The 21022-nt window shown below is 66.1% G+C and carries 18 protein-coding genes; 9 read left to right on the forward strand and 9 right to left on the reverse strand.

All coding sequences use genetic code 11. The annotated features are described in order from the left end of the window. From QZ500_RS01470 to QZ500_RS01485, 4 genes are all read left to right on the forward strand, one after another. On the forward strand, window positions 1-505 hold a 505-nt coding region (locus QZ500_RS01470), incomplete at its 5' end, for a hypothetical protein (RefSeq protein WP_295849921.1). A gap of 79 nt (window positions 506-584) precedes the next feature. After that, the gene (locus QZ500_RS01475) at window positions 585-1682 is read left to right on the forward strand and encodes a glycosyltransferase family 2 protein (RefSeq protein WP_295849923.1); all 1098 of its coding nucleotides are present in this window, start codon (window positions 585-587) and stop codon (window positions 1680-1682) included. A gap of 115 nt (window positions 1683-1797) precedes the next feature. Further along, complete coding sequence (locus QZ500_RS01480; RefSeq protein ID WP_295849924.1) at window positions 1798-2601, forward strand: ABC transporter permease; 804 nt, start codon at window positions 1798-1800, stop codon at window positions 2599-2601. A 33-nt stretch (window positions 2602-2634) separates the two neighbouring features. Continuing rightward, the gene (locus QZ500_RS01485; protein ID WP_295849926.1) at window positions 2635-3915 is read left to right on the forward strand and encodes an ABC transporter ATP-binding protein; all 1281 of its coding nucleotides are present in this window, start codon (window positions 2635-2637) and stop codon (window positions 3913-3915) included. A 7-nt stretch (window positions 3916-3922) separates the two neighbouring features. On the opposite strand, the gene QZ500_RS01490 is transcribed toward QZ500_RS01485, so the two are convergent. Next, the gene (locus tag QZ500_RS01490; RefSeq protein ID WP_295849930.1) at window positions 3923-4819 is read right to left on the reverse strand and encodes a methyltransferase domain-containing protein; all 897 of its coding nucleotides are present in this window, start codon (window positions 4817-4819) and stop codon (window positions 3923-3925) included. A gap of 75 nt (window positions 4820-4894) precedes the next feature. On the opposite strand from QZ500_RS01490, the gene QZ500_RS01495 reads away from it, so the two are divergent. From QZ500_RS01495 to QZ500_RS01520, 5 genes are all read left to right on the forward strand, one after another. Continuing rightward, window positions 4895-5854, forward strand: coding sequence for a glycosyltransferase family 2 protein (locus QZ500_RS01495; RefSeq protein WP_295849932.1), 960 nt, complete (start codon window positions 4895-4897; stop codon window positions 5852-5854). 44 nt (window positions 5855-5898) lie between these two features. Then, window positions 5899-6252, forward strand: a complete 354-nt coding sequence (locus QZ500_RS01500) for an EamA family transporter (protein ID WP_295849934.1) — start codon at window positions 5899-5901, stop codon at window positions 6250-6252. Between the two features lie 19 nt (window positions 6253-6271). Further along, window positions 6272-7636 (forward strand): DUF2142 domain-containing protein, encoded by a 1365-nt coding sequence (locus QZ500_RS01505; protein WP_295849936.1) that lies wholly within the window; start codon window positions 6272-6274, stop codon window positions 7634-7636. Window positions 7637-7667: 31 nt separating this feature from the next. After that, the gene (locus QZ500_RS19525) at window positions 7668-11153 is read left to right on the forward strand and encodes a glycosyltransferase (protein WP_366762367.1); all 3486 of its coding nucleotides are present in this window, start codon (window positions 7668-7670) and stop codon (window positions 11151-11153) included. A 273-nt stretch (window positions 11154-11426) separates the two neighbouring features. Beyond that, window positions 11427-12986: a glycosyltransferase family 2 protein gene (locus QZ500_RS01520; RefSeq protein ID WP_295849938.1), complete on the forward strand. Its 1560-nt coding sequence runs from the start codon at window positions 11427-11429 to the stop codon at window positions 12984-12986. Between the two features lie 13 nt (window positions 12987-12999). On the opposite strand, the gene QZ500_RS01525 is transcribed toward QZ500_RS01520, so the two are convergent. From QZ500_RS01525 to QZ500_RS01560, 8 genes are all read right to left on the reverse strand, one after another. After that, window positions 13000-13914 (reverse strand): glycosyltransferase family 2 protein, encoded by a 915-nt coding sequence (locus tag QZ500_RS01525; protein WP_295849941.1) that lies wholly within the window; start codon window positions 13912-13914, stop codon window positions 13000-13002. 2 nt (window positions 13915-13916) lie between these two features. Then, the gene (locus tag QZ500_RS01530) at window positions 13917-15365 is read right to left on the reverse strand and encodes a TolC family outer membrane protein (protein WP_295849943.1); all 1449 of its coding nucleotides are present in this window, start codon (window positions 15363-15365) and stop codon (window positions 13917-13919) included. Between the two features lie 136 nt (window positions 15366-15501). After that, complete coding sequence (locus QZ500_RS01535; RefSeq protein ID WP_295849944.1) at window positions 15502-16413, reverse strand: glycosyltransferase; 912 nt, start codon at window positions 16411-16413, stop codon at window positions 15502-15504. A 19-nt stretch (window positions 16414-16432) separates the two neighbouring features. Continuing rightward, on the reverse strand, window positions 16433-16990 hold the full coding sequence (gene rfbC / locus QZ500_RS01540; protein ID WP_295849946.1) for a dTDP-4-dehydrorhamnose 3,5-epimerase: 558 nt from the start codon (window positions 16988-16990) through the stop codon (window positions 16433-16435). Further along, window positions 16987-17874, reverse strand: a complete 888-nt coding sequence (rfbA, locus tag QZ500_RS01545) for a glucose-1-phosphate thymidylyltransferase RfbA (protein WP_295849947.1) — start codon at window positions 17872-17874, stop codon at window positions 16987-16989. Before rfbA ends, rfbC begins: the two co-directional genes overlap by 4 nt. Window positions 17875-17898: 24 nt before the next feature. Next, the gene (gene rfbD / locus QZ500_RS01550) at window positions 17899-18786 is read right to left on the reverse strand and encodes a dTDP-4-dehydrorhamnose reductase (protein WP_295849949.1); all 888 of its coding nucleotides are present in this window, start codon (window positions 18784-18786) and stop codon (window positions 17899-17901) included. Then, window positions 18783-19862 (reverse strand): dTDP-glucose 4,6-dehydratase, encoded by a 1080-nt coding sequence (gene rfbB / locus QZ500_RS01555; protein ID WP_295849951.1) that lies wholly within the window; start codon window positions 19860-19862, stop codon window positions 18783-18785. The genes rfbD and rfbB overlap by 4 nt, the downstream gene beginning before the upstream one ends. A gap of 96 nt (window positions 19863-19958) precedes the next feature. After that, window positions 19959-20744: a type III pantothenate kinase gene (locus QZ500_RS01560; protein ID WP_295849953.1), complete on the reverse strand. Its 786-nt coding sequence runs from the start codon at window positions 20742-20744 to the stop codon at window positions 19959-19961. Window positions 20745-21022: the final 278 nt, after the last annotated feature.

Raw genomic sequence — 21022 nt, forward strand, 5'->3', positions numbered from 1 at the left:
GCGCTTCCTGGCCGCGCTGGCCGAGGCCGAGCAGCGCTTTCCCCGGCTGGCGGTCGCGGGGGTCTACGGACTGGAGGGCGCGAATCCCGGCGCCCGGCGCGCCGGCCATCTGCTGGACCGCGGCGAAGTGTTGCGCGAACCGACGACGCTGCCCTGCCCGGCCGACAGCCTCGACGAGCTGCTGTTCGCGGTGCGCACCGACAGCGGCCTGCGGCTCGACCCGGACCTGGGCTACGACTTCTACGCCACCGACGTGGTCCTGCAGGCGCAGGCCCGCGGGCTGCAGGCGGCGGTGGTCGACGCCTACTGCGAGCACTGGTCGTCCACGCCGAAGCTGCCGCCGTTCAAGCCCTCCACCGTCGCCCGGGTCCTGGCCAGCGCCCGGGCCTTCGAGCGCAAATGGGCTGCGCGGCTGCCGGTCAGCACGCCCTGTTTCGACATCGCCCGGCCCGGCGACGTGGATCGCTTCCTGGCACTGGTCGAGGGCCGGCCGGTGCCGCCCTGAGCCATTACTATTATTTCGATAGCTACCGGCGCTCATTCCGCGGGCGCTGGTGCCAGAAAAGCATCTGAAATTGTCATCCGTGGCGCAATCTGAACCGACCCCGGCGATCGACATCGCGATCGTCAACTACCGCGGCGCCGACGACGTGGCCGTCGCGCTGCAGGCGCTCGGCGCCTGGACCCGCGGCACCGTCTGGCTGGTGGACAACAGCGAGGACGCTGCGCAGGCCGCGGCGCTGCAGGCGATCGCCGCGGGTCAGCCCGACGCGCGGGTGCTGGCGGCGCCGGGCAACCTGGGCTTCGGCCGCGGCTGCAACCTGGCCTTCGCGCAGTCCACCGCCCCGTTCTTCCTGCTGCTTAATCCCGATGCGCGCATGGCGCAGGCGGATCTGCTCACCCTCGCCCGGGCGCTGCAGGACGACCCGGCGCTGGGCGGGGTGTCGCCGGCGATCTACTGGAACGACGCCCGCAGCTTCGTGATGCCGCCGGCCGAGCCGCAGACGCCGCGCGCATCGCTCGCGCAGCCGCTGCTGACCCGCTCGCGCCCGCGCGCGCGCCGGCAGGCCGAGCGGCAGATTGCCGAAACGCAGCGGCGCATGGCCGGTGGCCGACCGTTCGCGGTGGACTTCGTGGCCGGCGCGGTGCTGCTGCTGCGCCGAAGCGCGGTCGAGGCGGCCGGCGGGCTGTTCGACCCGGACTACTTCATGTTCTTCGAGGACGCCGATCTGTCGCTGCGGCTCTGCGCCGCGGGCCACGGCCTGGCGATGGTGCCGGCGGCCGCCGCGGTGCACGAATACCGCCACAAGCCGTTCAAGGCCGGCCTGATGGATACGGCCCAGCAGATCTACTTCCGCAAGCACTTCCCGCGCTTCCTGCGCTGGACCGGCCGGCTGCGCTGGCTGGGCCTGCTGGCCAAGCCGCTCACGCTGGTGCGCTGGTTCGACGCGGTGCTGCCGGCCGACGGCGGCCTGGCCGGCTTCGCCGCCCGCACCGAGGGCCTGGAGATCGTCGCGGTCAGCCCGTCGCCGCTGCTCTGGCCGGCGATGTGCCGTCCGGCCGGCCAGGCCCGCGGCTTCGACGCCGACGAATGGGCGCTGCTGGAGCCCGGCTGGTACGCGGCGCTGGTGCGCGACCGCCGCTACGGCGACGTGCCGCGCTGGCTGTATTTCGAGCGCTAGCGGGCCGGCACCTACAATCGCGGGCTTTGCCGGCGGCCGCGGATGCGCCCGCCCGGAGCAGGCTCCGTCCTGCCGCAGCGCCTGCATGCGCGCCCTTTGCCCCCATCCACCACCGATGTTCCTTCGCGACTTTCTGGCAGCCTGCCTGCCGCTGGACCGGTTCAACCTGGTCTCCCAATTCGTGCAGCGCGATGTCGCGATGCGCCACCGCGGATCGATGCTCGGCTGGGTCTGGCTGGTCGCCACGCCGCTGCTCACGCTGCTGATCTACACCTTCGTCTTCGGCCAGATCATGGGCGCGCGCTGGGCCGCAGCGTCCACCGGCGGCGACTTCACCCTGCGGCTCTACAGCGGCCTGATCGCCTTCGGCTTCTTCTCCGAGGTGATCCTGCGGGCGCCCAAGCTGATCGTGGACCAGCCCAACCTGGTCAAGAAGACCGTCTTCCCGCTCGAAATCCTGGCCTGGGTCGCGGTGGGCGGCGGGCTGGTGTCGCTGGCGGTGAACTTCGCGGTGCTGTGCGCGGTGGCGGCCTTCCTCGGCCAGCTGCAGTGGGCGGCACTCGCCGCGCCGCTGGTCGTGGTGGCGACGCTGCCGATGCTGCTCGGCGCGATCTGGTTCCTGGCCGCCCTCGGCGTGTACGTGCGCGACACCGCCCAGGTGGTCGGCATGGGCATGACGATGCTGATGTTCCTGAGCCCGGTGCTCTATCCGGTGAGCGCGGTGCCCGAGCGTTTCCGGGCCTGGCTGCACCTCAATCCGCTGACCTGGCCGATCGAGTCGATCCGCGCGGCGGTGCTCGACGGCGTGCTGCCGCAACCCGGCGCCCTGGCGGCCTACCTGGCGGCCGGCCTGGCGGTGGCGGCACTCGGCTGGGCGTGGTTCCAGGCCACGCGCAAGGGCTTCGCCGATGTGCTCTAGCCTCCGCGCATCCCTTTTTTTCCGGTGCTAACGATGTCGTCCTCCCTTCCCACGCTGCCCACCAACGCGCCCCCTGCGATCGAACTCTCGGGCGTCGGCAAGTGCTATGCGATGTACGACCGGCCGCAGGACCGGATGCTCGACCTGGTGGCCGGCCGCTGGCGCAAGCGCGGCAAGGATTTCTGGGCGCTGCGGGATGTGTCGCTGTCGATCGGCAAGGGCGAGGTGTTCGGCATCGTCGGCCGCAACGGGGCGGGCAAGTCGACGCTGCTGCAGCTGGTCTGCGGCACGGTGGCCCCCACTACCGGCAACGTCGCGGTGCGCGGCCGGGTCGCAGCACTGTTGGAACTGGGGGCCGGATTCAATCCTGAATTCACCGGGCGCGAGAACGTGCATCTGAACGCCGCCGTGCTGGGCTTGACCCCGTCGGAGATCGCGGCCGCATTCGATTCGATCGTCGCCTTTGCCGATATCGGCGCCCACCTGGAACAGCCGGTCAAGACCTATTCCTCGGGCATGGCAGTGCGGCTTGCGTTCGCGGTGGCGGTGCACGTCGACCCCGAGATCCTGATCATCGACGAAGCCCTGGCGGTGGGAGACGGCGCCTTCGCCAAGAAGTCCTTCGACCGGATCATGAAGTTCAAGGACGAGGGCAAGACGATCCTGTTCTGCTCGCACACGCTGTTCCAAGTGGAGTCGGTGTGCAACCGGGTGCTCTGGCTCGACGGCGGCCGGGCGCGGATGATGGGCGACCCGGGCGAGGTGATCAGCGCCTATACCGACTACCTCGGCACCCCGGCCGAAAGCGCGACCGCCCAGGTCACCGGCCTGCCCGCCGACGCCCAGGCGGCCGACCCCAACCGCAGCGCTCACCTGACCAGCGTGCTGGTGTCGGCCGACGGTGCGGACTGGGGACGGCAGACCGAGGCACGCTCGGGCGAAAGCGACGTGAGCGTGCAGGTGCGGTTCAACTCCAATCCGTCGCTGCCGGCGCCGTCGCTGGCGGTCGGCTTCGTGACGGCGACCGGCACGATCGTGAATTCATCGCTGTCGGCAGACCAGGGGGCGGCCATCGAGCGCGACGCGGCAGGCCGCGGCGCGGCGGTGCTGACCTTTCCGCGCGTGCCGCTGCTCGGCGGCAACTACGCCGTGGCGGTCTACCTGATGGACGAGCGCGGCATCCACATCTACGACTTCGCCGACCGTGCGGCCGAGGTCAAGGTCCGCCAGCAGGGCCGCGAGCTGGGCGTGGTGCACCTGCCGAGCCGCTGGAACACGGCAGACGCCGACGCGGTGCCGGGCGCCGGCGCCTGACGCAGGCTCAGCGCGGCTGCTGTTGCAGCCGCGCGATCTCGCCGTCGAGCAGCGGCGGTGCCACCGTCGGCAGGCTGGCCAGGATCGCACTGCGGCGCTGCGCGGCCGACGCATCGGCCGGCAGCTTCTGCAACGTCACGAAGAATTCCATGCCGCCGGGCGGCGTCTCCGCAAAATGGGCGACGGCGAAATCGAGCATGCCCAATTGCGCCAGCGCCTCCAGCAGCCGGATGAACGAGTGCGGCGTGAAGACCGAGCAGTGCGCATCAATGTACTGGCCGTCGCGGATCGCCTGCAGGTACTGGCGCAGTCCTGCCTCGCCGAGTCCGGTGACCGTGGTACGGTTGACGTAGGGCACCGCGTCCCAGCCGACATCGCCCCGCCAGAGCCGTTCCTCGGTCACCGTGCCCGGCACGTCGGCCTGCTCCAGGAAATGGTCGATCACTTGCCGGACCGACGGGCGCTCGTAGCCTTCGAGGTGTGCTTCCAGGAAAGCGGACACCGGCGTGGTTTCGCGTTTGCAGTCGAAGGTGTAGCGCTTGTCCGGCACTGCGAGCGACACGATGCCGTCGGGGGCGAGGATCGACGCCGCCTGCTTCAGAAAGCCGACGACATCGGGCACGTGTTCGATGACGTGCGAGGCGACGAGGTAATCGAAACGGTCGTTGCCGACCGCCGCAGGCAGCCCGCCTGCACCCAACACGTAGCGCACCGGCACGATCTCGTCCGGCCGCACGTTCGGGTCCTGCGCGTACTTGGCGCGCAGCGCCGGCGTGTCGAGATGGTCGGCATAGCGCACGTCGCCGTCGCCCGAGCGTACCACCGGGTTGCATAGGGCACCGATCTCGAGCCCCCGCAAGTGGGTGGGATCGATGCGGGCGAGGAGTTGCTGGCGACGGCTCATGGGCCGGAAATCATAGCGACAGGGCCCGTGGCGCGCGTCCGGAGCCACCTGACACGATCAGTACAATCCCGCGCTGTGCAGAACCGTGTCGCCGTCGTCATCCCGTCCTACCGTGTCAAGGACCATATCCTCAACGTGCTCGCGCGCATCGGCGACGAGGTGGCACGCATCTACGTCGTGGACGACCGCTGCCCCGACGGCTCCGGCGACTTCGTGGAGGCGCACTGCACCGATGCACGGGTGAAGGTGATCCGCCATGCCGAGAACCAGGGCGTGGGCGGCGCGGTGATGACCGGCTACCAGGCGGCGATCGACGAGGGCATGGACGTGATCGTGAAGGTCGACGGCGACGGCCAGATGAAGCCCGAGCTGATCCCGCTGTTCATCGGCCCGATCCTTGCCGGGCAGGCTGACTACACCAAGGGCAACCGCTTCTACGACTTGACGCACATCCGGCAGATGCCGACGCTGCGCTTGATCGGCAATGCCGGGCTGTCGTTCATGGCCAAGCTCTCGACCGGCTACTGGCACCTGTTCGATCCGACCAACGGCTACACCGCCATCCATGCGAAGGTCGCCAAGCGCATCGACTTCTCCAAGGTCAGCCGCCGCTATTTCTTCGAGACCGACATGCTGTTCCGGCTCAACATCGGCCGCGCAGTGGCGGTGGACGTGCCGATGGATGCGCACTACGGCGACGAAACGAGCAACCTGCGGATCGGCCAGGTGCTGGGTGAATTCACCGTCAAGCACGCGCGCAACCTGGCCAAGCGGCTCTTCTACAACTATTTCCTGCGCGACATGACCGTCGCGTCGCTCGAACTGGTGTTCGGCATGCTGCTGCTGGCCTTCGGTATCCCGTTCGGCCTGTACCACTGGATCCACAGCGCATCGCTGAATGTGCCGACGCCGCTCGGCACGATCATGCTGGCCGCGCTGTCGGTGATGTTCGGCGTTCAGCTGCTGCTGGCCTTCGTGTCCTTCGACGTGGCCAACCAGCCGCAACGGCCGATCCACAACGACTTTCCGGACTGAGTCCGGCGCGCAGCGCCGGGCCGCCGGCATACGGGAACCGTTTCTTGTCGCTCACCCAACTCCTCTTCACGGTGCTGACCGTGCTGTCGCTGGCAGTCGGCCAGATCCTGTTCAAGCTGGCCGCGCGCGCTATGTCCGACGGCGTCACGCTGCTGCAGGCGACGCTCTTCAACGGCTGGCTGTGGGTTTCGCTGGTGGTCTACGGTCTGGCGACCATCACCTGGATCGCGCTGCTGCGGCAGTTGCCGCTCAACCTGGCCTATCCGTTCGTGGCGCTGGCCTTCGTCTTCGTGCCGCTGCTCGGCTGGTGGTGGCTCGGCGAGCCGCTGCGCTGGCAGAACATGGCCGGTGCCGCGCTGATCCTGGCGGGCGTCTGGGTGTCGGTCGGAGTCAAGTGACATGCGGCGCAATGCATCGATGGCGCCGCACGACGGCGGACGGCTCGGCGCCTGGATTCTCTGGATCGCGGTGTTCCTGGGCGGCTGCGGTATTGCGTGGCTGATTCCGCCTTTCCAGTCGCCCGACGAGAATGCGCACCTGGGCCGCGCGGCTTTGATCGCCGACGGCCGCTGGCTGCTGGAACGCAAGGACGGCAGCGACTCCGGCGGATATTTCGACAAAGGGCTGATCCGCTTCCAGATCGCCCACGTTCCGATGATCGAGGACCCCCGTGCCCGCATGACGCCCGAGGCTCGGGCCGATGTGGAAGCGTTGCGCTGGGACCGACAGGAACTGTTCTTCACACCGATCGCCGGCACAGGCTACTACCTGCCCGTGGTGTACCTCCCGCAGGCCCTCGCGCTCTGGGTGGGCGATCGCCTCGACCTGAGCGTGCTGAATTCCTACCGTCTGGCACGCCTCATGGCGCTGGCCGCGACGCTCGGCCTGCTGGCCGCCGCCTGTCGGGTCTTGAATCCCAACGTGCTGACCTGGGCGCTGATGTTGCTGCCGATGACCGTGTTCCAGGCGGTGAGCCCGACGCTCGACGGGCTCGCATCCGCATTGGCGGTACTGACACTGGCGCTTTTCCTGCGAGCAGTGGAGCACCCCGCAGGCCGAACGGCATCACCGGCCTGGGGACTTGCCGTGGCGCTGCTGCTGCTGTGCACCAGCCGCATCCACGTGCTGCCGTTGCTGGCACTCCCCTTTTATCTGGCATGGCGACGGCGCTCCTGGCGCGAATGTGCATTGGCAGCACTGCTACTTATGGCTTGCGTGGGCTGGGTGCTGTTCACCCTGCGCACCACGGTCGATACGCGTATCGCGCGTGAGCATTCGACCACCTTCCTGGTCGGCCATTACCTGCGGGCTCCCTGGGAATTCGTGCAGGTCATCTGGCGCACCGTGACCGACCCGGGCATCCGGGAGTTCTATCTGCAGAGCTTCATCGGCAAGCTGGGCTGGCTCGACACATTGCTGGCACCTCGTGCCTATACCTGGCTCTGGGCCGGCCTGGGCGCCTGTGCAGTCGCATCGCTGTCGGTGGTGACGCTACGGCAGGACGCCGGCGCCCGGGCCATGCTGCTGCTCGCATCAGTGGGATCGGTCGCATTGGTGTTCTTCGCGCTGCTGGTGACCTGGAACGCCCATCCTGCAGCCACTATCCAGGGCGTACAGGGCCGCTACTTTCTGGTCCCGGCCATGACCGCCGCCGCCGCGCTGTCCGGTACTGCCGCACCGCGCACCTGGTCGCCGTGGTGGCGGTCCACACCGCTGCTGCTGGCATTCGCCACTGTTGCACTGTGGTCCCTGGTCGCAGCCCTGCTGCTGCGCTATCACTGACACCCTTCCTCCCGACAAAACCGAGCCCGCCATGGAACAGGACCTGATTCCCTACACGCCGAGCCCGGTGCCGCCCGCGCATGCCGTGCTGGTGCTGGCACCGCATCCCGACGACGAGGTGTTCGGCTGCGGCGGTGCCTTGGCGCTGCACGCGCAGGCCGGCGTACGGGTGACCAGCATGGTGCTGACCGGCGGCGGCGAGCATGGAGATGCGGTCGTGCGCGCGACCGAGTCCACGGCTGCGGCACGCCTGCTGGGTACCGCGCCGCCGGACTTCTGGAACCTGCCCGACCGCGGACTCCTCTACAGCGAGTCGCTGGTGCAGCGCATCGTCGAACGGATGCAGTCCGACGGTGTAGACCTCGTCTACGCGCCCTCGCCTTCCGAGATTCACCCGGACCATCGCCAGACGACGCTGCTGGCACTGGAAGCGGTGCGGCGTGCGGGCGGAGGCACCCGTCTGGCGTTCTACGAAGTCGGCTCGCCGCTGCGGCCGAACCGGCTGGTGGATATCACCACGGTCGTCGCGCTAAAGAAGCGGGCGATGCGCTGCTTCGCCTCGCAACAGGTGCACCAGGACTATGTCGGCCATATCGCTGCGCTCAACACCTATCGGACCTACACGCTGCCGGCAGGTGTCGTAGCAGCGGAGGCGTTCTGGCTGGTGGATGGTGCGGAAATCGCAGCCGGCCAGGTCGCGCGGTCGCTGGCCCAGGTGTCGCCCGGGCTTTCCGCGCCGGCGGACGCCACGACGCAACCGCTCGTGTCGGTGCTGATCCGCAGCATGGACCGACCCTCGCTCGCCGCCGCGCTCGACTCGGTCGCGCTGCAGACCTATCCCCGCATCGAGATCGTGGTGCTGGCAGCCTGCGCCGACCATGCGCCACTTCCGGCCTTCTGGGGCCCCTGTGCGGTGCGACTGCTTGCCGACGGCGTCCCATACGCCCGCAGTGCGGCTGCCAATCGTGCGCTCGATGCCGCCCGTGGCGAATGGCTGATGTTCCTCGACGACGACGACTGGCTGATGCCAGGCCATGTCGCGCGCTTGGCCGACGTCCTGCGCCGGGTACCGGCCAGCCGTGCAGCCTACACCGGTGTCGCCTTGATCGACCAGGACGACCGCCCGCAGGGTCAGGCGCTCGACCTGCCATTCGATGCGACCCGACAGCTCGCCGGCAACCTGATGCCGATCCACGCGGTGCTGTTCGAATCCGCCCTGGTCCGCGAAGGATGCCGGTTCGATGAAACGCTGGATCGTTACGAAGACTGGGATTTCTGGCTGCAGCTCGGTCGCCGCACCACGCCGGTCCACCTGCCGGGCGTCAGCGCCTGCTACCGGATCCATGCCAGTTCGGGTGTGCACGAGGATGCGGGCCCGCAGGGCGCCGCGACCGCCGCGATCTATCAGAAGTGGGAGTCGGTCTGGCGCGACGACGAGAAGGCGTCGGTGATGGAGCGGGTCTGGGCTTTCCCGGACCTGGAAGAGGCGCTGCTGCAAAGCCGCACCCACACATCCCAGCAGGAGGAAGCGATCGCGTTGCTGCACACGCGCCTGGAGAATTCTGAAGCGATTGCCAAGCGTGCGCAGGAACTGCACGCAGAAGCGCAGCGGCTGGTATCGCAGGCTCAGGAGGTCGCGACCCGCGCCCAGTCAGACGCTGCCCAGGCACGGCATGAGGCACAGGAGCAGCGCACCGCGACGCTCAATGCGCTGTATGCGGTGGAGTCTCGCACTGCAGAACTGCAAGCCGTCCACGCCAGCCGCAGTTGGAAGCTCACCCGCCCCGTCCGCGCGGTATCGGACTGGCTGCGGTCCGGCAAACGCGCATTCACCCGAAACGATGCGCACCCAGACGCCGTGGACGGGGCCGCCGGCCCTGTAGCGACCGCGGTGCAGGCTGCGCTGTACGACCCGGGTATGGACTACGGCACCTGGGTCGCCGAGCACGACACGCACACGCCAGAATCGCTGGAAGCACTGCGCGCCTCTATGGGGGGCTGGACCGAGCGCCCGCTGATTTCGGTGGTGATGCCGGTCTACAACCCGCCGCTGGACCTGCTGCGCGAGGCGATCGCATCGGTGCAGGCGCAGGTCTACCCGCACTGGGAACTCTGCCTGGCCGACGACGCCTCCCCCGATCCGCAGGTCTGGGCCACGCTGCAGACCCTGGCGGCCGAAGACCCGCGCATCCGCATCGTGCGACGCGAGGCCAACGGCCACATCTCCGCCGCATCGAATTCGGCGCTGGCACTCGCGACGGGCGAGTTCGTCGCGCTGATGGACAACGACGATCTGCTGCCGCCCGATGCCCTGTACTGGGTGGTGGAGGCGGTCAACCGGCATCCAACCGCCCAGATCCTCTACAGCGACGAAGACAAGCTCGACCTGCAAGGCACCCGTTTCGGCGCGTACTTCAAGCCGGACTGGAACCACACGCTGTTCATGGGCCACAACATGATCAGCCACCTGGGGGTCTATCGCACCGCCCTGATGCGCGAGGTCGGCGGCTTCCGCAAAGGCCTCGAGGGCTCGCAGGATTACGACCTGGCGCTGCGCTGCATCGAGCGCATCTCTGCCACCGACATCCTGCACATTCCGCGCATCCTCTATCACTGGCGTGCCATTCCGGGCAGTACGGCCGTCGCGACCGATGCGAAGCCCTACGCCATGACGGCCGCGCAGCAGGCGCTGGAAGAACACCTGTTGCGCACCGGCATGGGCGGCGACATCGAGATGCTGCCGTCGTCGAACTACCGCTATCGCCCGGCCGATGTGGCGGCTTGCGACCGGGTGACACTGGTGGTGCTGCACGCCGGCCCGGTGCCGGCGAATGCGCAGGCACCGGCCTGGTCCCGCGCGCCGGAGCACGGAATCGTCGAGGTGTTGCATAGCGCAGCAGCCGGCGCCTCCTGGATCTCGGCAGCACAGCAGGCAGCAGGCACGCTGGTTGCACTGGTGCATGCCGATCTGGAGCCGGTCGACCGCGAGTCGCTCCGGGAACTGTCGCGCTTTGCCGCCCGGCCCGGCACCGGCGCGGCCGGCGGCGCGGTGCGCGACGATACAGGCCGGATGCTGCATGGTGGACTGGTACTGAACCCCCGCACCCTGGCCGTGTCGATGCACGGTGGCCGCGGCGAGGACGACCCGGGCTACATGGGCCGGGCACAACTCGCGCAGGAGGTATCGGCGCTGGCATTCGACTGCGTGGTGCTGCGGCGCGAGGTGCTGGACACGCTGCCCCCTGCGCTCACGCATCGCGTGGGCGCCTGGGTGGCGGCATCGCTGGCACTGCGCCGTGCGGGGGAAGTGCTGATCTGGTCGCCGCGGGCACGCTGGCGCGCATCTGCCGCCTACCGGGACAGCCTGCAGAGCGCTTGGCCAACCCACGACCGGATGCAGGCGGACCCGACGCTGCAAGATTGGGCAACAGCGAATGCAGACTGGCTCGAACGCGATCCCGCCTACCATCCGGCGCTGGACGCGGCGACTGCCAACTTCGGCCTCACCCGCCGGTAAGCCGGCCTGCTCATCCCCGACCTTGGCATGACCCAATCCTCGTCGCCCCCCGGGCCCCTCGGCCTTCTGCTGCGCAAGGCCCGAACGGCTTGGCGCATGTTGCGCGCCGAAGGCCCCTCGGCAGTCCACGCTCGGCTGCGAGCCCTCTGGTATGCACGCCGCGGCGCTGCCCGCAATTACGTACGATGGACCCGCAAGTACGATCAGCCGACCACCGCTGACCTTCAACGCATGCGTGCCGCGACAGCGCCACGGAACGGCACTACGCCCCTGGTGGCGATCCTGCTGGACACGACAGGTGCCGACGCGTCGGCGTTGCGCCACACCCTGAAATCACTGCAAGCTCAGCTCGTGGAGGATTGGGAAGCGTATGTGGTACCGCCCTCCGACGAGACCCTGCGCACCGTGTTGGAGGACGTCGCTCGACGCGACATGCGGCTGGTGCTCAAGGGCGAGCGCGGAGCGCCGTGGCACACCCTGCTACCGGCAGGCCGGAGCGAGTGGACGACCGTCCTGTGCGCGGGCGACAAATTACCGCCGCATGCCATCTGGCATATGGACCGTGCGCTGCGCGATGCACCCGATGTGGGTTTCATCTACGCGGACGATGACCGTCTCGATGCGCGCGGCCGCCGTAGCGCACCGGATTTCAAGCCCGACTGGAATCCGGAACTGTTCGTTGCACGAGGCGACGCCGACCGAGCGGCCTGGATGCGCTCGTCGCTTGTCAGCCGGCACTCCACGGCGCAGTCAGACCCGCAGGTGGCGCTTCTCGATCTGCAGCTCCAGTGCCTTGCCTCGCTCCGCGCCGAAGCCATCCTGCATGTACCGCGCATCCTCCTGCATCGGACACCGACCCGTCCGCCGGAACCCACCGCGACGGCCGTGGTTCTGTCCCGCTTCGCGCAGGCGAGCGGCTGGCATGCCACCGTGGCACCGACGGCTGATGGCCATTTCCGCGTGAGCGCGGGGCGGGCTGCGGATCCGCTGGTTAGTCTGATCATTCCCACGCGCAACCAGGCCGCACTGGTGCGGCAGTGCATCGACAGCATTCTGCAGAAAACGCGCTATCCGCATTACGAGATCCTGCTGGTCGACAACGGTTCGGACGATCCCGAGGCCCTTGCCTGCTTCGCCGACTATGCTCGTCATCCCGCGGTCCGGCTGATCCGGGACGACCGGCCCTTCAACTATTCCGCCCTGAACAATGCTGCGGTGGACGTCGCGCGTGGCTCGTTGATCGGCTTGGTCAACAACGACATCGAGGTGATCACGCCCGAATGGCTCGATGAAATGGTAGCGATTGCGTTGCGACCCGGTGTTGGCGCCGTAGGGGCCAAGCTCTGGTACCCCGACGACCGGCTGCAGCACGGCGGCGTGATCACCGGATTCCGTGGGGTGGCCGGTCATGCCCACTGGGGGCTGGGTCGCACCGACGGAGGTTACCGCGACCGAGCCTTGCTGCCTCAGGCTCTGTCAGCCGTGACAGCCGCCTGCCTGGTACTGCGCCGCAGTGCCTTCGATGCTGTCGGAGGGCTGGATGCCGAGAACCTCGCCGTGGCCTTCAACGACGTCGATCTCTGCCTGAAGCTCCATGCGTACGGCCTGCGCAACGTCTGGACGCCTTATGCCGAGTTGTACCACCATGAATCGGCCTCGCGGGGCCTGGACACGACGCCCGCGAAGAAGGCTCGCTTCGATGCCGAGGTGGCGCATATGCACGCACGATGGGGCGCTCGCCTGCAGGAGGATCCCCATTACAACGCCAACCTGTGCATGGAGCACGACAGCTTCCTGCTGGCGGACCCGCCAAGAATCGCTTACCCCTTCTGACCGGCCGCCGCGATCAGCGCTTCGTCCAAGGGCCGGAACGTCCGCGCAGACCATGCCACAGCCCGAGTGCCATCATGCGGCAATGGCTCCCGCGCCGTGGCGGTACGAGTGAGTAGAAGCCAAACTTGAGCAGCAGGCGCCAACCATCGACCAGTTTCCAACCCAGCGGCACCCATCGCTCGCGATACAGCAACACGGCATTGCGCACGTGGTAGTAATGCCGCAACGGGCTGTGCATCGGCAGCATCCGGCCGAAAAAACGCACCGGCGGATCGCCAAGTTCGTGGTGCATCCGCGTGGTGTAGACGCCGTAACTCTGCCAACCGTGGGCCCGGGCCCGCAAGCCCCACTCGATGTCTACATAGTCGATGAAAAGGTCTTCGCGCATCGCCCCTACCGCGTCGATGACCGGCATCGGAATCAGGCAACCGGAGGCGATGAGATAGTCCGCACGTGCGGGCGCCGACCCGACATCGCACTCCAGGCGTAATAGGCGCAGTCCTTCTCGACGGATGAACGGGGCAGGCCGACCCTGCCGCGCATCGACATACTGCGGCCCGGCCGCCGCCGCGTCGGTCTGCACTTGCAGAACGGCGTACAGCGCCGCCACCATGCCGGGCGGCGGAATGCTGTCCTGATCCATCAGCAGCACATGGGTCGCCGCATGCTCACGCGCCCACGCTATGCCTGCGTTCTGCGCAGCCGCAATACCGCGGTTGGCGCCGAGCCCTACCACGGTGTGTGAATTTCCACGCGGTGCCAAAGCCCGGTGCCAGCCGGCCACATCGACTGCCGACCCGTTGTCGACGATGACGATGCCGTCCACCTGCGGCGTCAAGGCTTCGAGCAACATCTCCAGCCGCGACAGATCGGGCTGATAGGAGACGACGATCGCGACGACCTGCGGCGCGTCTGGACCCTCCGCCACGTTCAGTACGCCGGCCGGCCCGAAGCGGCTGCAGCGGCAGTCGTCGTCTGCCGCAGTTGTGCCGCCACTTCGCCCAGATCTTCCGGCGACAGCAGTCCGGTACTCGAACGAAGACGCAGCCATGCAAGCAGATAGGTGAAGCGGGCGTTCGACAGGTCGCGCGCTACGCTGCTCGCTTGCTGCTGCGCACGCAGCACATCGAGGTTGATCCGCACACCGCCCGCCACGCTTTTGCGTGTCGCCTCGATCTGCAGCTGCGCGGATGCAGCCGCACTTTCGAGTGCTTCGATCCGCTTGGCGCCGCTTTGCAGGATGTTGAACTGCTTGCGCAGTTCGACCAGCACGTTCTGCGTCGCGTCGTCGAGGTCGGCTTCGGCCTTGCCCACGTTCGCCACCTGCTGACGCACCTGCGAGCTGACCAGTCCTCCTTGGTAAAGCGGCACGGTCAGCTGCACGCCGATGGAGCGCTGGTAGTTGTCGGAAAGAACGGTATTCACCGAGTCGGACGAGTTCTTGCTGATGCTGGCCTGCAAATCCAGCTGCGGCAGATGACCGGCTTCCGCGCGTTTCAGGTCCTGCTTGGCGATTTCTACTTGTAGTCGGCGTGCCGCAATATCCACACTCAGGCGCTGGGCGGCAGCTTCCCATTCGCCGAGTTCGGCGAGCTTCAGTTCAATCGGCTCGAAGCCTGCAAGGTCTACCGTCGGCATGCGCGTCATCGACGGCCCGACGATGCCTGAAAGCGTGGCCATCGCGTTCTGGAGCGCTGCCTCGGCTTCGATGACCTGTGCCTGCGCCAGCTGCAGGCCGGATCGGCTTTCCAGCACGTCGGTACGAGTCCCCTCGCCCCGGGTTAACAGTTTTTCGCTGGCGGCATACTGCTCCGAGAGCGCCTCGACCTGGGCTCGGGCAAGCCGAACTTGGTCCTGCGCCAGCAGTACAGTTGTGTAGGCTTCCGACAACCTCAGGATCAGGTCCTGGCTGCGGGCCGACAGGACAACTTCGCCATAGAGGGATTGCAACTCTGCTTGGCGATAGCGCGCCAAGGCGTCGAAATTGATAAGGGGCTGACGGAGTTGCAGGACGTTGCTGGCGCTGTTGTAGAGCAATCGCCGGGTGTCCGTCCGGGGACCGACCGGTGTCTGCACTTGGGACCGTTGGTCGAGCAGGTTGCGACCGCGTGCCGCTATGAACGCCACGCTTGGCAACAAAAGCGATCGTCCTTGGATGCGGTACTCGCGGCTAGCCTCGAAATCGCGCTGTGCCGAGCGGAACTTGGGATCGAAAGCCAATGCGGCGGTAAAAGCCTCCTCGATTCCAAACACGGGCGCTGGCGCGACTTGTACTGGCGGAGACGTAGGCGGCACCTGCGTCTGCGCCCCTACAGCGCTTGGCAAAGCTGCTACGAACAGCCATGCGGCCTGCGAATGTTTCTGCAGAAATTTCTTCATGTCGTGCCTGTCGGACGCTGCTGCCACTGCTCGGACGAAGTCCACGCATCGCAAGAGCAGGCCAGGCCTGCCGTCAGGCGGCCCGGGCTCGGGGCGCGATTCTAAGCGTATTCATATAGGAAAACCAACGAGACCATCAGAGCCGGCCTAGAAGGCAGGCAATGAACAGCACGAGGGTCTGCGAGTGTCGCTGCCGGTACACACCACTGCGGGCCAGGGCGGCCAGTCGCGTCCAGGGCCATGCTGCAAGACGGGCCTGTTGGAATGCATCGAACCGTCGCTGGCTGTCGGGCGTCAGCCGGTGCCGCAGGCCTTCCAGCACGGCAGCGTTGCGCCGGTTCCATTGGCCGTAGTCGCCGATCATCACCTGCCACAGGCGCGACCAGGCGGCCCGCATGCCTCGGTTGCTCCCCACTTCGTTGGCCGCATGCTGGCGATAGCGCAGACAGGGCCGGATGTCGTGCAGGTACCGTCCGCCGATCCCGGTTACGACCTGGTAGCAGGTCCAGTCATGGCTGAAGACGTCCGGGCTGCAGGCAGCCGACAGGGCCTGCGCAGCCGGTCGGTTGAGGACGAGCGTGTTCGCGCCCGCAACGCACTGCACCAAAGCATTGGCGAAGCTGCAGATCCGCGTCATGACGGGCGAACGACCGATCGGCCGGTCGTCCTCGCTCACCAGCAGCGTCGCCGCGCTATAGGCCAGCGGCAGCTCGGCAGGCTCGTCGGCCAGGAACGCAATCGCCCTTGCGAGCTTGTCCTCGTGCCAGATGTCGTCCTGGTCGCAGAATGCGACCCAGTCGTCCGGCGCCATCACGAGCGCAGCATGCGCCAGGAGCCGCAGGAAATTGGCCGTAGCACCCGCGCGGGGACCGCTCGGCAACCAATGGATGGTCCCACCGGCGAATCCGTCGACGATCGCCCTGCTGCAGTCGGTCGATCCGTCATCCGACACATGCAGCACGACTTCGACATCCTGCTGGGCCGCCAATGAATCCAGCTGCGCCTGCAGGTATCGCTCGCCGTTGAAAACGGCCAGCAACACGTGCACGCGCGGGCGTGGCGGCACGTCAGGCGAAGGTATCGGCGTGGAGGAAGTCGCTACCGGCCTGATCCTTCGCGGACAGGCTCGGAACAGCGCCCAGCAGGCGCTCCAGCGGCCACGCGATGCCGAGCGACGCATCGTCCCAGCGGATACTGCGCTCCGCCTGGGGTGCGTAATAGTCGGTGGTCTTGTAGAGGAAGTCCGCACTGTCCGACAACACGAGGAATCCGTGCGCGAAACCGGGCGGCACCCAGAGCTGCCGCCCGTTCTCTTCACTCAGTTCGACGCCGGTCCAGCGGCCGAAATGCGGCGAACTACGCCGCAGATCCACTGCCACATCGAACACCGCCCCGCGGACGACCCGCACCAGCTTGCCCTGTGGCTGCTCGAGCTGGTAGTGAAGGCCCCGCAGCACACCGCGCGCAGACCGGCTGTGGTTGTCCTGGACGAATGCGTACGATGTGCCCGTGGCCCCATCGAACTGGCGCTGGTTGAAGCTTTCCAGAAAGAAGCCACGGGCGTCACCGAACACGCGCGGCTCCAGAATCACTACACCGGGCAGGTCGGTATCGACGATGTTCACGGCTGGCCCTTTTCGCGCAGCAGGCGCGCCAAGTACTGGCCATAGCCGTTCTTGAGCATAGGCTGCGCTAGTTTCTCGAGCTGCTGGTCATCGATGAAACCGTTGCGCCACGCGATCTCCTCGAGGCAGGCGATCTTCAGCCCCTGACGATGTTCGAGGGTCGCGATGAACTGTCCTGCTTCCAGCAGGCTGTCGTGCGTCCCGGTATCCAGCCAGGCATAGCCACGCTGCATGATCTGGACATTCAGCTGGCCCTGGTCGAGGTAGGCCTGGTTGACCGCCGTAATTTCCAGTTCGCCCCGCGGGCTCGGCTTGACCGCCTTGGCGATTTCCACCACCTGCTTGTCGTAGAAATACAGTCCCGTCACCGCATAGCTGCTGCGGGGTTGGATCGGCTTTTCCTCGATGCTGCTCGCCTTGCCCTGTACATCGAAGGCCACAACACCATAGCGTTCCGGATCCTGGACGTGGTAGGCGAAGACCGTCGCACCGGCATCCTCAGCGTCCGCATCTGACAGCAGGTGCTGGAAGTCATGCCCGTAGAAAATATTGTCGCCCAGCACCAGCGCCGTCGGTGCTTCGCCGATGAACTTCTCGCCGATGATGAATGCCTGTGCAAGCCCATCCGGGCTGGGCTGCACCGCATACTGCAACGAAATGCCCCACTGGCTGCCATCCCCGAGCAGTTGCTGGAAGCGTGGCGTATCCTGCGGCGTACTGATGACGAGAATGTCCCGCATGCCACCGAGCATGAGCGTGCTGAGCGGGTAGTAGACCATCGGCTTGTCGTACACCGGCAGCAACTGCTTGCTGAGCGCGAGGGTCGCAGGATGCAGCCGGGTGCCGGAACCACCGGCCAGAATGATGCCTTTGCGTGCGGTCATATCGTCACGTGGAATGGGGTCGAGTCACCAAATGATTTCATGCAGCATGCGTGCTACGCCGGATTGCCAGGAAGGCAAGGTCAGGCCGAAGGCGTTCTGCAGCTTGGCGGTAGAGAGCCTGGAGTTGTGCGGGCGACGCGCCTGCGTCGGGAATGCGGTCGTGGGGACGGGGTCGACCTGTGTCGCCTTCAAGACCATGCCGGCGCGCCGTGCATGCTCGATGACGAACGACGCATAACCGTGCCACGACGTTTCGCCTGCAGCGACGGCATGGTAGAGACCTGCTTTTCCCGGCTGCTGCAGGGTCGTGCACACGGCGTGCGCGGTGATATCGGCCAAAAGATCGGCTCCGGTCGGTGCTCCGATCTGATCATCGATCACCGTCAGCCTGTCACGTTCGCCTGCCAGCCGCAGCATGGTCTTGGCGAAATTTCCGCCCCGCGCACCATACACCCAGCTCGTGCGGAAGATTAGGTGGTGCGGACATGTTTCGCGGATCGCGTCCTCGCCGGCCAGTTTGGTTTGCCCATACACATTCAATGGACCGGCGACCGCATCTTCGGATCGGTAGGCACGGCCTTCGCCATCGAATACATAGTCGGTCGAGTAGTGCACCAGCAAGGCACCACTATCTGCAGCGGCCCGGGCCAGCACCCCGGGCGCTTCCGCATTGATGCGCCGTGCAAGGTCAGGCTCGCTTTCGGCCTTGTCGACAGCGGTATGCGCCGCAGCATTGACGATGACGTCCGGACGAATGGCCTCGACCGTGGCCCGCAGGCCCTCCGGCCGGGAGAAATCCGCATGCAGGTCGGTACTGTCCATATCCAGCGCGACAAGCTCGCCCAACACCGCCAAGCTGCGCTGCAGTTCCCACCCGACCTGCCCGTTCTTTCCGAACAGCAGAACCTTCATGCGACCTCCGGTGTCTGGGGACGGTCGTATTGATGGGCGATCCAGTCCCGGTAGGCGCCACTTTGCACGTTGCCGACCCAGGCGGCGTTGGACAGGTACCATTCCACGGTCTTACGGATACCCGTGTCGAACGTCTCGGCCGGCTTCCAGCCGAGTTCTCGCTCCAGCTTGCGCGCGTCGATCGCATAACGCCGGTCATGACCCGGGCGGTCCTGCACATAGGTGATCTGGTCGGCGTAGGCTTTTCCATCGGAACGCGGCCTCAGTTCGTCGAGCAGGCGGCAGATGGTCTGCACGATCTCGATATTCGGCTTCTCGTTCCAGCCACCGACGTTGTAGGTTTCGCCGACCGTACCTCTTTCCAACACCCGCCTTATGGCACTGCAGTGATCTTTTACATAGAGCCAGTCGCGCACCTGCATGCCGTCGCCATAGATCGGCAAAGGCTTGCCCGCCAGCGCATTGACGATCACGAGAGGAATCAGTTTCTCGGGAAAGTGGAAGGGCCCGTAATTGTTTGAGCAGTTCGTCGTCAGGACGGGCAGCCCATAGGTGTGATGCCAGGCCCGCACCAGATGATCGCTCGCTGCCTTGCTGGCAGAGTAGGGGCTGTTGGGTTCGTAGGGATGCTGCTCTGTAAATGCCGGTTCATGCGGGCCGAGCGTCCCATAGACCTCGTCGGTCGAGACATGGAGGAATCGGAAATCCGCACGGTCATCGTCCGACAACGCAGCCCAGTAGGCACGGACCTCCTCCAGTAGATGGAAAGTGCCGACCACATTGGTTTCGACGAATGCCGCCGGCCCCTTAATAGATCGATCCACGTGCGATTCGGCAGCGAAATTAACCACTGCACGCGGTCGATGGGTGCTCAAAAGCCGGCGCACCAATATGCTGTCACCAATATCACCCTGGACAAACACATGGCGAGAGTCTCCTTCCACGCTCGCCAGGGTCTCGCGATTGCCTGCGTAAGTCAACTTGTCAAGGTTGATGACGGGCTCTTCACCCGTGCCAAGCCAATCCAGTACGAAATTGGCTCCGATAAAACCTGCACCACCCGTCACAAGGATCATGGACCGTCCAATCAATCAGGCGCACCACTTCCTGCGGCGACGCAACTCATCATTATCGCATCGGTTATGACGTGTTCGACGAAAGGAAGGGCTACGCTAGAGGCTGCCCTTGGCATCCAGCGGCCTTCGGCTGCTTTGTATCTCCAGCAAACCGTCGAAGATGAGGTTGTCCACCAATTCGAAATTTCGGGTCATGCTCGGCGCCATCTTCCAACCCGCACCCCCCGTCATGATGCATTCCGGTTCGCAACCGCAATGCGCCTGCATGTGCTGGAACATGCGCTCGACTGCCCCTGCGATGGCATAGGTGCCGCCACTGGTCAGCGCGTCGCTGGTATTGGTAGGGAAAAGTTGCACCTCCCCAGTTGGGACATGCAGGCCTGCAGTACCCGATTCCAACGCGCGCAGCATGATCCCGTGACCCGGAAGAATCAGGCCACCGAGAAAACGCCCCTCGGCGTCCAGCGCATCGACCGTGACTGCTGTGCCAACCATCACGACTAGGACCGGATAAGGCCCTCGTTTGCGCAAAGTCCGCGCTCTCGCACCTATCATCGCCACCCATCGATCAGCGCCCAGTCGCGTAGGGTGGTCATATCCATTCTGTACGCCTGCCTCGGAAATGCTTGCGACGACCCATCGGGGTGCCACATCCCAAATTTCCAGTTGTTCCTCCACGCGACGCTTGACTGCATCGCCCGCAACTACGCAACCTAGGAAATGGCAGGGCTCATGCAGACGGGTCCAGTGCACATCCGCCAATCGCTCTATGTTTTCAAGGAATTCGACACCGTACGCCAGCGGACGCACATCGGCTCGAGCCCCCTCGAATAGGGCCCACTTCAACCGCGTATTGCCGACATCGATTGCAAGAAACGTCATATCTGCATTATCGACAAAAGCCAGTTCAACTTGTGTCATAGCGCGGGCACCGCGATTCCCGCTTGGAGGACTGTTTTTTTGGCACGCACTGCGAGCGAGTCAGTCCCGGCCCGCCCAACCCCACTTGCACACTTTGGCGCTGGAGTTGCGACCCCAAAGCCGAAGCCCCCAGTTAGATTTCTCTAACTGGGGGCTTCGGTGGCTGGATGTAAGAGCCTGACGATGACCTACTTTCACACGGGAACCCGCACTATCATCGGCGCGGAGGCGTTTCACTG

Origin of the sequence: uncultured Xylophilus sp. (genome assembly GCA_913776965.1) — a bacterium.
Taxonomy (GTDB): domain Bacteria; phylum Pseudomonadota; class Gammaproteobacteria; order Burkholderiales; family Burkholderiaceae_C; genus Xylophilus.